The organism is Streptomyces sp. NPDC059895, assembly GCF_042731035.1.
In the GTDB taxonomy this organism is placed as follows: domain Bacteria; phylum Actinomycetota; class Actinomycetes; order Streptomycetales; family Streptomycetaceae; genus Streptomyces.
This window is the reverse complement of the sequence record NZ_JBHWKO010000001.1, coordinates 291,001-303,133: the sequence shown is the minus strand read 5'-3', so window position 1 is coordinate 303,133 and position 12,133 is coordinate 291,001. Positions and strand designations below refer to the sequence as shown.

General features: G+C 74.0%; 8 protein-coding genes. 7 read left to right on the top strand and 1 reads right to left on the bottom strand.

Translation table 11 applies throughout. The annotated features are described in order from the left end of the window. Nucleotides 1-39 precede the first annotated feature (39 nt). Nucleotides 40-4,035 (bottom strand): type VII secretion protein EccCa, encoded by a 3,996-nt coding sequence (gene eccCa, locus ACFV9M_RS01280; protein ID WP_385102301.1) that lies wholly within the window; start codon nucleotides 4,033-4,035, stop codon nucleotides 40-42. A gap of 638 nt (nucleotides 4,036-4,673) precedes the next feature. Between eccCa and eccD the strand changes: the two genes are divergently transcribed. The 7 genes from eccD (at nucleotide 4,674) to ACFV9M_RS01245 (ending at nucleotide 12,114) form a co-directional block, all read left to right on the top strand. Next, complete coding sequence (eccD, locus tag ACFV9M_RS01275) at nucleotides 4,674-6,080, top strand: type VII secretion integral membrane protein EccD (RefSeq protein ID WP_385073460.1); 1,407 nt, start codon at nucleotides 4,674-4,676, stop codon at nucleotides 6,078-6,080. 5 nt (nucleotides 6,081-6,085) lie between these two features. Continuing rightward, a complete protein-coding gene (eccB, locus tag ACFV9M_RS01270) occupies nucleotides 6,086-7,582 on the top strand; it encodes a type VII secretion protein EccB (protein ID WP_385073463.1) in 1,497 nt (498 codons plus the stop codon). 351 nt (nucleotides 7,583-7,933) lie between these two features. Beyond that, on the top strand, nucleotides 7,934-8,263 hold the full coding sequence (locus ACFV9M_RS01265; protein ID WP_385073466.1) for a WXG100 family type VII secretion target: 330 nt from the start codon (nucleotides 7,934-7,936) through the stop codon (nucleotides 8,261-8,263). A 35-nt stretch (nucleotides 8,264-8,298) separates the two neighbouring features. Then, nucleotides 8,299-8,601, top strand: a complete 303-nt coding sequence (locus tag ACFV9M_RS01260) for a WXG100 family type VII secretion target (protein WP_385073469.1) — start codon at nucleotides 8,299-8,301, stop codon at nucleotides 8,599-8,601. Between the two features lie 133 nt (nucleotides 8,602-8,734). Then, on the top strand, nucleotides 8,735-9,160 hold the full coding sequence (locus ACFV9M_RS01255) for a hypothetical protein (protein ID WP_385073472.1): 426 nt from the start codon (nucleotides 8,735-8,737) through the stop codon (nucleotides 9,158-9,160). 100 nt (nucleotides 9,161-9,260) lie between these two features. Then, a complete protein-coding gene (locus ACFV9M_RS01250) occupies nucleotides 9,261-11,861 on the top strand; it encodes a hypothetical protein (RefSeq protein WP_385073475.1) in 2,601 nt (866 codons plus the stop codon). After that, on the top strand, nucleotides 11,761-12,114 hold the full coding sequence (locus tag ACFV9M_RS01245) for a YbaB/EbfC family nucleoid-associated protein (RefSeq protein WP_385073535.1): 354 nt from the start codon (nucleotides 11,761-11,763) through the stop codon (nucleotides 12,112-12,114). Before ACFV9M_RS01250 ends, ACFV9M_RS01245 begins: the two co-directional genes overlap by 101 nt. The last annotated feature ends 19 nt before the right edge of the window (nucleotides 12,115-12,133 follow it).

Here is a 12,133-nt window from a genome sequence, read left to right as displayed (position 1 = left end):
GCTCCCGCGTGCTTCCGGCCTGTCGCGCCGGCCCGGCCCCTACTCCTCCAGCAGCACGGTCTGCACCTGGGTGGTGCGCCTCCGGGAGATCCACAGGCCGCGGCCCGGCGGGAACTCGCGGGGCTTCACATCGCCGAACAGGATGCCCTCCGACGGCGGGCAGGACAGCAGCACGCTCGGTGTGTTGGCCTCGATCAGACGGCGCAGCAGCGGGTCGCCCATGGCGCGCCCGGCGCCGCCCGCCGACCGGGCGACGATCAGGTGCAGGCCCGTCTCGGCGCCCTGGGCGAGGTGTTCGAGGATCGGGTCGAACGGGCCGGCGCCATAGCCGTTGCCGCTGACCAGGTCGTAGTCGTCGATGAGGAGGAAGACCTGCGGCCCGTGCCACCAGTCGCGGGTCCGCATCCGCTCGGGGGTGATCTCGGGGCCCGGCACGCGGGGCCGCATGGCGGCCGCCGCCGCGCCGATCATCTCGCGGACCGCGTCGAGGGACACCGCGTAGCTGAGGCGGTAGTCCTCGGGCACCGCGTCGTAGAGCTCGCGGCGCAGGTCGACCATGGCGAAGAGGGCCTCGTCAGCGGTGTGGTGACGGACTATCGACCGGGCTACGTGCCGCAGCAGGTTGGTCTTGCCGCTCTCCGTGTCGCCGACCACGATCAGGTGCGGGTGGGTGTCGAAGTCGTGCCAGAACGGGGCGAGTTCGTTCTCCTCGACGCCGAGCGGGACGCGGATCCCCTCGGCGGGCGGCAGGTCGCGCGGGGTGACCGTCGCGGGCAGCATCCGCACGGGCGGCGCGGCCGGGCCGTCCCACGCCTCGCGGACCGCGCCGACCAGGGCCTGGGTGCCCTCGGTGAGGTCGGCGGGGGTGCCGCTGCCGTCGACGCGGGGCAGCGCGGTGAGGAAGTGGTACTGGTCCTCGGTCAGGCCGCGGCCCGCGATCCGGGGGACCTCCTGGGCCTTGCGCATGCCGACGACCGAGTCGACCGCGTCTCCCAGGCGCAGCTCGAACTTGCTGGCGATCTGGTCGCGCAGCGCGGGCTGGATGTCGGCCCAGCGGGGCGAGGCGACCATGAGGTGGATGCCGTAGTTCAGGCCGCGCGCGGCGAGCTGGATGACGGTCTGGCTCAGGTCGTAGAAGTCCTGGCGCAGGATGGACCAGCCGTCGATGACCAGGAAGACGTCGCCGTAGGGGTCGTCGGTGAACTCGCCGGCGGCGCGCCGGCGGCGGTAGCCGGCCATGGAGTCGACGCCGTGGGCGGCGAACGCCGTCTCCCGGCGCGCCAGCAGGGAGGTGATCTCACCGACGGTGCGGTTGATGCGTTCCACGTCGACGCGGCCGGTGACGGAGCCGACGTGCGGCAGTCCGGTGAGCGCGGTGAGGCTGCCGCCGCCGAAGTCCAGGCAGTAGAACTGCACCTCGCGCGGGGTGTGGGTGACGGCGAGCGCGGTGATCAGGGTGCGCAGCAGGGTGCTCTTGCCGCTCTGCGGTCCGCCCGCGACACCCACGTGGCCGCCGGCGCCGCCGAGGTCGGCGACCAGCGGGTCGCGGCGCTGCTCGAAGGGTCGGTCGACGACGCCGACGGGCACGCGCAGGCCGCCGCCGTCCGGCCGTACGGCGGTGTAGTTGTCGTACGGGGTGGTGACCAGGTGCGGTTCCGCGGCGAGGAGTTCGTCGAGGCTGGGCGGGGTGGACAGCGGGGGCAGCCAGATGCGGTGGGCGGGCCGGGCGCCCGGCAGGTCGTGCAGCCGGCCGACGGCGACCTGGAGCAGGCTCTCGGTCTCCTCCTCGGACCGGTCCGGTTCCGGGGCCGGTGCCTGAGGCGCCGGGGCGGGGTGGGCGGGCAGGACGTATCCGGCGTCGTAGCGCACCACGGCCCCGGTGCCGACGGCCGTCTGCGCCGACTGGCGCTTGGCCCGGTAGGGGCCGGAGACGTAGGCGGCCTTGAAGCGGGTGAGGGTGGCCTGGTCGCTCTTGAGGTAGCCGTTGCCCGGCGCGGAGGGCAGCTGGTGGGCGTCGGGCACGCCGAGGACGCCGCGGCTCTCCATCGCGGAGAACGTGCGCAGACCGATGCGGTAGGAGAGATGGCTCTCCAGCTGGTGCACCCGGCCCTCGTCGAGCCGCTGCGAGGCCAGCAGCAGGTGGACGCCGAGACTGCGCCCGAGCCGGCCGATCATGACGAACAGGTCGATGAAGTCACGGTGCGCGGCGAGCAGTTCGCTGAACTCGTCGACGACCACGAGGAGGGAGGGCAGGGGGTCGAGGAGGGCCCCGGCCAGGCGGGCCCGCTCGTACTCCAGCAGGGAGCTGTAGTTGCCGGCGGCGCGCAGCAGCTCCTGCCGGCGGATCAGTTCGCCGTGCACGGCGTCGCGCATACGGGTGACCAGGGCGGCCTCGTCGGCGAGGTTGGTGATCACGGCGGAGGTGTGCGGGAGGCGTTCGAGGCCGAGGAAGGTGGCGCCGCCCTTGAAGTCCACCAGCACCAGGTTGAGCACTTCGGAGGTATGGGTCAGCGCGAGGGCGGAGACGAGGGTGCGCAGCAGTTCGCTCTTGCCGGAGCCGGTGGCGCCGATGAGCATGCCGTGCGGCCCCATGCCGTTCTGCGCGGACTCCTTGATGTCGAGTTCCACGGGCGAGCCGTCGGCGGCGATGCCGATGGGCACCCGCAGATGGTCGCTCTCGCCGGGGCCGCGGTGCTGCCACAGCCGGGAGACGTCGTAGGTGTGCAGGTCGGGGACGCCGAGCAGGGCGGTGAGGTCGAAGTCGGTGGTGAGCGGCTCGGTGATCTCGGAGGCCACGCTCATCCGGTACGGGGCGAGCAGCCGGGCCAGGGACCGGGTGCGGACCGGGCTGAGGGCGTCGGGGCGGCCGAGCGGCGAGGTGGTCTCGCGGCCGTTGCGGTCCTGGCCGACCATCCGCAGCAGGCCGGCGGTGACGTCGAGGCCGAGGATGTGCGGCCCGCTCTCCCAGGGCAGGCAGCCGCTGACGTCGATCACCACACAGTTGCGGTAACCGCCCCCGGCGAGGCGGGAGTTGGCTGACACCTCGGCCTCGTCGAGCAGGACCACGGTGAACGGCTCCTCCAGGGCGGGCGCGGCCTGGGGGTCGAAGCGGGACCGGGCGGTGAAGTCCTCACCGAGGAGTTCCTCAAGCTCCGCCGTCGTGCGCGTGATCAGCCGCCGCTGCCCGGCCCCGTCCGCCGTGGTGGCGTGCTGGGCGTGCGGCAGCCACTTGGCCCACTCCCAGTGGGCGAGTTCCGCGTCGCCCGCGCAGACCGCGACGCGCAGCTCCTCGGGGGCGTGGAAGACGGCGAGCTGCCCGAGGACGGCACGGACCATGGCGCGGGCCGCGTCGGTGTCACCGCGCAGCTGCACCCGTTCGTAGCCGCGCAGGTGGACGGCGATGGGCTGGTCGGCGACGGAGGTGTAGGCGCGGATGAAGCGGCGCAGGGCGTGCGCGGCGAGCGGTTCCAGGTCCTCGACGGGCTTGGTCTGCAGGGGTGCCAGGCGCAGGCCGAGCCGCTGTTCGCCGACCGCGAGCCGCACCTCCCCGAAGTCGCCGTGCCCGGCCCGGCGCTCCCACAGCCGGGTGGTGCGCACCACCGACCACAGGGCGGCCGGGTCGGGGTTGCGCCAGGCGTGCACGTCGCGCTGGCGTACCACGACCTCCCGGACCCGGCGCCGGTTCTGCGACAGGTACCGCAGGTAGTCCCGGCGGTCGCCGCTGACGCGCTGCTTGCGTTCGCTCGCGGCGCGCACGAGCTGCCCGACGAGCATCGCCACGGTGGAGACCAGCAGGATGCCGCCCATCAGGTACGTGTACGTGGTGCTGCCGCCGGTGCCGCTGCCGGTGCTGCCCGGGCGGACGAAGAGCAGCACCATGCCGAGGGACATCACGGCCATCGGCAGGTAGGTGAACACGGCGGACAGACCGCTCTGCCGCTCGGGGAGGACGGGCGGTTCCTGGAGCTCCAGCTGGCCGGCCGGTGCCTCGGGACCCGGCCGGCGTGGCGGGCGGCGGAACAGTAGGAGACTCACGCGGGTCCTCTCGGTTCGGCTTTCTCCGGTGCGGTGTTCTCCGGTGCGGTGATCCCGGCGGCCGGGCGTCGCCGCCGGAGAGCGGGGCGGCCGGGCGGTGCGGTGCGCACGGCATGTAGGGGAGTGATCGCAGTCTCCGGCTCCGGCGGGTGCCGGGGGGCCGTGCGCGGGCGGGTTGCCGCACTTTCAGACCCGGACAAGGGACCGATGAGGCACGGAACCCCGCAGGCGCGGGGGCGAGCGGGGAGCCGTTGCTAGCTTCTGGTTCCGGCGGACCGGTGACGGGCCGGGGGGTCCGACCGGCCGACGGGCCCCGTCCGTCGGGGGCGGTCCCTCGAAGGCCGTCCGTCAGCCGGAGGCCCGCCGGCCGGAAGCCCGCCCACCGCAAGCGTGTCCGTCAGTCACAGGTCCGCCGGCCGGAAGCTGCCTGCTTGCCGGAAGCCCGTCCGTCAGAAGTCGTCCGTCAGAAGTCGTCCGTCAGAAGTCGTCCGTCAGAAGCCCGTCCGTCAGAAGCCCGTCCGTCAGAAGCCCGTCCGTCAGAAGCCCGTCCGTCAGAAGTCGTCCGTCAGAAGTCGTCCGTCACAAGCCCAGCCGCCGGAGTCCAGCCCGTCGGCCAGACCGGGAACGGAAAGCGTCGCGTGAGCACAGCCAACGCCAGCGTCATCGTCGCCGAACTCACTCGGCTCGTGGTGCACGCCCCCGAGCGCGTCATCGACATAGCCGTTCCCTCCGACCTTCCGCTCGCCGACCTCATGCCGGCGCTCGTGAGCCACGCGGCACCCGACGGCACCAGCCTCGACGAGAGCGGTCTGGAGCACGGCGGCTGGGTGCTCCAGCGGCTCGGCTCGCCCGCGCTCGACGAGGACGCCACCCCGGCCGAACTCGGCCTGCGCGACGGGGAGACCGTCCATCTCAGGCCCCGGCGCGAGCAGCTCCCGCCCGTCCACTTCGACGACCTCATCGACGGTGTCTCCACCGGCATGGGCGACCGGGCCGACCACTGGCGGCCCGATTTCACCCGCCGGCTCCTCCTCGGCCTGGCCGCGGCCGCGCTCGCCGCCGCCTTCACCGTCCTCGCCGGCCTGCCCGCGCCCGGCATCCAGTCGGCGGTCGCCATGGGGATGGGCGTCCTGCTGCTGCTCGGCGCGTTCGCCGCCTCCCGCGCCATGGGGGACGCGGTCGTCGGGACGGTGCTCGGCGCGCTCGCCGTACCGTTCTTCGCACTGGCGGGCTGGCTGGTGCCGCACGGCCCCCAGGGCCCCGCACTCCTTGGCGCGCGGCTGCTCGCCGCGGCCACCGCGGCGGCCGGCGGCGCGGTGCTCGCCGTCTCCGCGGCCGCCGCGGCGGCCGCCCTGTTCGCCGCCGTGGTGCTGGTCTGCCTGCTCGGTGCCGCCGCCGGCGTCATCGGTCTGACCGCGGGCCTCGGGCCGTCGCAGAGCGCGGGGACGATCGCGGCGCTCACCGCGCTGCTCGGCACCTTCATCCCCGTCATCTCCTTCCGGCTGTCCGGGCTCAGGCTGCCGCCGCTGCCGACCAACGCCACCCAGCTCCAGGAGGGCATCGACCCCCTGCCCGCCCGCGCCGTCCTGACCCGCACCGCCGTCGCCGACCGCTACATGACCGCCCTGTACGTGGCCGCCGGCCTCGTGTGCGCCGCCTGCCTCACCGCGCTCTCGACGGGCACCGGCTGGGAGGCGTACACCCTCGGCGGCGTGCTCAGCCTGCTGCTGGTGCTGCACGGCCGCGGCATGACGAGCGCCCGGCAGCACCTCGCGGTCGTCCTGCCCGGCTGCTACGGCGCACTGCTGCTGCCGGTCGCCGGCGTCTGGCACGGCGGGGCCGCCGCCCGGGGCGTCGCGCTCGCCGTCGCCACCGTGGCCTGCGCCGCCCTGGTCGTCGCCGCGTGGCACGTGCCGGGCCGCAGGTTCATCCCGTACTGGGGCAGGGCCGCCGACCTGCTCCACTCGCTGGCGGCCGTCGCCCTGCTCCCCGCGGTCCTGGTCGACCTCGGAGTGCTGCCCGCGCTCCGCGAGATGTGGAGCTAGCCGCCATGCAGTCCAGACGAGACCAGGTCCAGGCGTACTCGTTCACCGTCGGCCGGCTCACCTCCAGCATGCTCGCCGCCGATCCCGACGCCCTGGACACCCCGATGAGCCGCACCCGCCGGGGCGCCGTCATCGGCTTCTTCATCGGTGTGCTGCTCTGCGTCGGCTTCACGGTGGTCGGGCTGCTCTTCCCCCGCGACTCCGACGCCTGGCGGCAACCCGGCGTCCTGATCGTGGAGAAGGAGACCGGAGCGCGCTACCTGTACGGTGACGGCGTCCTGCGCCCCGTCGTCAACTACGCCTCCGCCAAGCTCGTCACCGGCGAGGACGGCACCGTCCGGCAGGTCTCCCGCGCCACCCTCGCCGACGTGCCCCGCGGCACCCCCATCGGCATCCCCGGCGCCCCCGACTCCCTGCCGGCCGCGGACCAGCTCACCGACTCCGCCTGGCAGGTGTGCGCCACCTCGCGCGCCGCGGGCGACGGCACCCGCGAACCGACCACCACGCTCGGCGTCGGCACCGCACCGTCCGGCGGCCAGGACCTCGGCGCGGACGAGGCCCTGCTGGTCACCGCGCGCGACGGCGAGCGCAGCACCGACTACCTCCTGTGGCGCGGCAACCGGCTGCGGCTGGACACGGCGCACGGCGCGCTCCAGTCGCTCGGCTACGGCACCACCGAACCGCTCGCGGTCGACGAGGCCTTCCTCGCCGCGGTCCCGGCGGGGCCCGACCTGTCCCCGCCCGAGGTCGCGGGCCGCGGCGCGAAGGGCCCCGTGCTCGGCGGCCGGCAGAGCCGTGTCGGCCAGTACTTCGTCGTCCGGACCCCCGGTGCCGCCGAGCAGTACTACCTGCTCGACCGCGCGGGCCTGGTGCCGCTGACCCTCACCGAACTCCAACTGCTGCGCGGCGACCCGCGGACCCGCGAGAAGGCCTACGCCGGCCAGGAGGCGACCGCCGTCGTCCTCCAGCCGGACGAGGCCTCCCAGCACCTGGCGGGGAACGCCGGGACGGCGACGGACGCGGCCGCGCTGCCCACCCGGCCGCCGAAGGCCCTCGCGCCGCGCACCGGAACCGTGCCGTGCCTGAAGGTCATCCCGGACGGGGCCACGCCCCGGCAGGCGTTCGTCCGGGTGCCGGCCGCGTACGCGGCCGGGGTGCCGGTGGTGTCGCGTCAGGGAGTCGCCGCCGGCTGCCCCGCCCCCGACCGGATCGGGGTGCGCCCCGGCAGCGGTGTGCTGGCGATGCCCACGGCCGCCGGAACCGGCACGAGCGGCGCCCGGTACCTGGTCACCGGCGACGGCATCAAGTACCCGCTCTCCGCGGCGACGGTGGCCGGACAGCTGTCCTACGCGGACACGGACGTGGTGCGGCTGCCGCCCGCGCTGCTCCGGCTGCTGCCGACCGGGCCGGTCCTCGACCCGGACCGCGCCGCGGAACCCGCCCTGACGGGACCGGCCCCCGCCGCACCGGACCCGGAGTGCGGGGGCGACAGCACCCCCTGACCCCCCGCCGACCGCACGCTCCCTGACCCGTCGACCGCACGCCCTTGACCCGTCGACCGCACGCCCCTGATCCGTCGACCGCACGCCCCTGATCCGTCGACCGCACGCCCTTGACCCGTCGACCGCACGCCCCTGATCCGTCGACCGCACGCCCTTGACCCGTCGACCGCACGCCCTTGACCCGTCGACCGCACGCCCTTGACCCGTCGACCGCACGCCCCTGATCCGTCGACCGCACGCCCTTGACCCGTCGACCGCACGCCCCTGACCCGCCGACCGCACGACCGCATGACAGCGGGCAGCCCGAGAGCGGCTCCCGCCCGGCCACGACAACGGAAAGGCACTAGCGCGATGTCCACACCGACAGGCCAGCCGAACACGAAGGTCACCGACCACGCCCACTCGGTCGCCGCCCAGGCGATCGACGGGGCGGTCACCGCCTGCAAGAACATCCGTACGGGCGTCGACCAGGCCCGGACCACCCTCTCCACCGGCTGGACCGGGAACGCCGGCAGCACGTACGGCGGCGCGATCGACGCGTGGCTGGCCAAGCTCGATCAGCTCACCGCGATGATGGAGAGCATGTCGCAGGCGCTCTCCGGCACCAAGACCGCGACGGCCAACACGGAGGACGACGCCCTGCTGGCCTCGGCCTCCTTCCTGAGCCGCGTCAACCCCTAGCACCCGTAGCACCCGCCCAGGACAAGGAGAGCACCATGCCCGACTTCATGATGAACTACGGCGCCTCGGGGACCGCGAGCGAGTACCTGCAGCAGATGACCACGGCCGTCCGCAACCAGGTCGACACGGTCCACGCGACCGTGCAGACGGTGATCAGCGAACTCGAGGGCGCCATGGCCCAGCAGTACAAGATCGAGCACGACAAGTGGACTGCGAAGGTCGACGAGATGGGCGGCGTCCTCAGCTCCGGCAACACCGTCCTGGTGAACAACACCCAGGGCTACTACACGACCGACGTCAACGAGCAGAACCGCTGGGAAGGGCTGGCGGGCGCCTAGGGCGCTTCTGACGGATCTCCCTCCCCCCGTGTGCCCGGGAGGGCCGGGCCGGTGGCCCGCACCCTCCCGGCACCGGCTCTCCGGCGGACCCCCTGACGCAGCACGGCCCCTTCGACGCATTACGGAGCAGAGGATGCCCAAGTCTCCCGAACACTCGGGTGGTACGACCGAGTACTCCGCGGACGTCCTGCGGATGTACCGCACCTCGGACGGCTACCTGCCGGGGATGCGCGACGAGACCCGCGAGGCCAACGACGAGCTGGCGTACTACAAGACGGACAAGCTGCTGGCGGGGTCGCCCGACTTCCCCCCGGCCGCCCAGCTGATGGCGCAGATGACCAAGGTCTGCCAGGCGCTGGAGAACGAGTTCGGGTTCAACTTCACGATCACCGACTCGATGATCGTCGCCCTCGCGGACACGGGCGACGCGATGGAGCAGGTCGAGGAGGACGGCACGATCTCCGGCAAGGAGTTCGGCCGGCTCGTGGGCGATGCGATCACCGAGCGCGGCGGCACCGGCACCGGCACCGGCACCAACACCACCGACCCGACCACCTGATGACCCGACGACCTGACGACCTGCCCCGTCCTGACGACTCGACCTGGCGCCCCGTCCTGACGACCCGACCTGACGACCCGACCGACGCTGGAGAGCTACGGTGCCCGATCCCACACAGTGGCATGAGCTGGTGAACATCTTCGCCGGGTCCGGCCAGGCGCAGGGCTCCACCCCGGGCCAGATCCCCAGCAAGGAGGAGGTCCTGGCCCCGCGGTGGACCCGCGCCTACTGGAACCAGCGCGGCGGCGCCCCCTTCCGGGCCGCGTTCACCTGGAGCTACGTCATGGGCACCGAGACCAGGACCGTCTCGGGCCCCTGGAGCGGCTACGGCTCGGTCACCAACCCGGTCACCGGCACCGCCGGGCTCGGCATGTTCGACGGCGACCAGAGCCTGGAGAGCGGGGGCAGCGCCTGGTGGGGCTACAACATGGGCAGCTACCTGACCATCTCCGCGCTCGACGGCAACGGCACCGAGACCACCAGCCCGTACAGCTTCGACCGGGCGCGCGAGCAACTGACCGCCGCCATCGCCTACTTCCGGAAGTGGCAGCCGAACCTCAACACCTGGCAGGGCGCGCTGCACCAGGACGGCTGGCAGGGACTGGCGGCGTCCAGCTTCGGTGACATCGTCGGCCGGATCGCCACCGCCTACGAGACGATCCTGGAGACGGCGTCCGGCAGCGGCGTCGACGGCGGTTACATCGCCGCCGTCAACGCCGCGCAGGAGGCCCTGTGGAACGCGCGCAACGCCATGCGGTCCGCGTTCGAGACGTGGCAGGCGCAGCCGTCCGCGTCGCCCCAGGGCGCCATGGCGGAGTACGCGCGGGGACTGGTCGTCGTGTTCAACACCGCGGGGGCCGAGCCGGCCGTCCTCACCCACGACGGTACGGTGCTCGGTCCCGTCGACCAGGCCGGCACCTGGGACATCGTCGAGCAGGCGGTCAAGGACGCGTGGCGGCACACGGCGGAGACGTACCTCGACTACCCGGTGGTCGGCATCGTCTCGGCGTTGACCGGCGGCTACCAGCAGTCCACGACCCAGCTGCGCGAGCTGAACAACGTCATCAGGACCGCTCTGACCGGCGCGCCGGACAGCGAGTCGGACGACGGTCAGCAGGGCCTGGAGGACGCGCTGGAGGACCTCCTCAACGGGCAGAACGGCGGGAGCGGGGGCTCCGGCCAGGGCGGTGCCGAGGGCACGGGAACGCCGGACGTCGACCCGCCCGGCAGCACCGGCACGGGCGGCGCCGGGAGTTCCGGCGCCCTCGGCGCGGACGGCGGGACGGGCACGGCGGACATCGATCCGCCCGGCCAGACCGGCGCGACCGGCGCCGGGACGGGCGGCATCGGAGAGGCCGGCGCGACCGGCGGCGGGACGGGCCTCGACACCTCCGGCCTGACCGGGACGGAAGGCACGGCAGGTGCGGCCGGCGCGGGCGGCGGAACGGGCACGGGAACGGGAACGGGCGCCGGAACGGGCACGGGCACGGGCGCCGGAACGGGGGTGAGCGCCCCCGCGGCCGCCACCTCCGACATCGCCATGCCCGGTGGGACCGGCGGGGCAGCCGGCGGGACGGGAAGCAGCGGCGCCGTCGGCGCGGGCGGCACCGGCCTCGACGGCGCGCCCGGCCTCGGCACCTCCGACGCCGGCACCGGCCTGACCGCCGGTGCCCCCGGTCAGACCGGTGGAACGGCCGCGGGCACCGGAACCGGCCTCGGTACCGGTACCGACGCCGGCACCGGGACGGGAACGGGGACGGGGACGGGGACGGGGACCGGGACGCTCGTCCCGCCGGCCGGCGCGACCCCCGGTCTCACGGCCGGCACCGGCACCGGCAGCGGCACGGGCAGCGGAAGCGGCCGGGGCGACGACGTGTCGGCGCCCGCGACCGGCACCGGCGACCTGCTCGACCCGGCCCTGAACGACTTCGAGGAAGCGGTCGGCCTGCCCACCGACCAGCTGGTCACACCCCCGGCGGGCGACACCGGTGACTTCCCGAGCCTCACGCTGCCCACCGGCGGCAGCGGCGGCGAGCCGGGCATCGCCCTGCCCGGCTCCGGTGGCAGCCAGTCCGCGCTGCCGGTGGCCACCGACCCCGTCGACGCGTCGTCGCCCGGAATCACCACCCCGTCCCTGAGCGACCAGGGCTTCCCCTCGACGTCGAGCACCGGCTACGACGACGGGGGCGGCGGCTACGGCTACGGCGACGCCGGCGGCAGCTTCGACTTCACGCAGCCGTCCCTGTCCTCCGACGGCGCCGACGACGCCTTCCTGGACGCCTACACCGGTGGTGACGGCACCGGCGACGGCACCGGCACCGGCGCCACGGGCACCGGCTCGGGCACGACGGCCACGTCGTCGCAGTCCCCGTTCTTCCCTCCGATGGGCATGGGGGGCATGGGCTCCGGGGGTGCCGGCGGGGAGCAGAACAAGGAGCGCGAGCGCACCACCTGGCTCGCCGAGGACGCCGCCGTATGGGGCACGGACCCGGAGCTGGCACCGACTGTGCTCGGCAGGACACCGCAGCAGAACGCACCCGTGGGAGGCACGCGTGAGCAGCAATCCGTTCCAGGCACTCCTGGACGAGGTCCAGTCGCAACTGGACGAGGCCCTCGAACGGGCCGGCCGGGCACAGGAAGCGCTCACGGCGCTCAGCGGGACGGCAACGTCCAAGGATCACCTGGTCAGCGCAACGGCTGACGCCCGGGGCGCGGTGACGGAGCTGAAGTTCCACACCACCCGCTACCGGACCATGGCGCCGACCGAACTGTCCGCCGTGCTGCTGGACACCATCGGCAGGGCGCAGCGGGAGGCGGCCGCACACCTGGAGGAGGTCCTCGGGCCGATCGTGCCCGAGGACCTGGAGGTCGACGACGTGATGAGCGGGCGGGCCGACCTGGCCGACCTGCTGGACGCCTTCGGCCGCGGCGCGCTCCCGGGCCAGCAGAGCTGACCGGCCCGGCGGAGCGGAC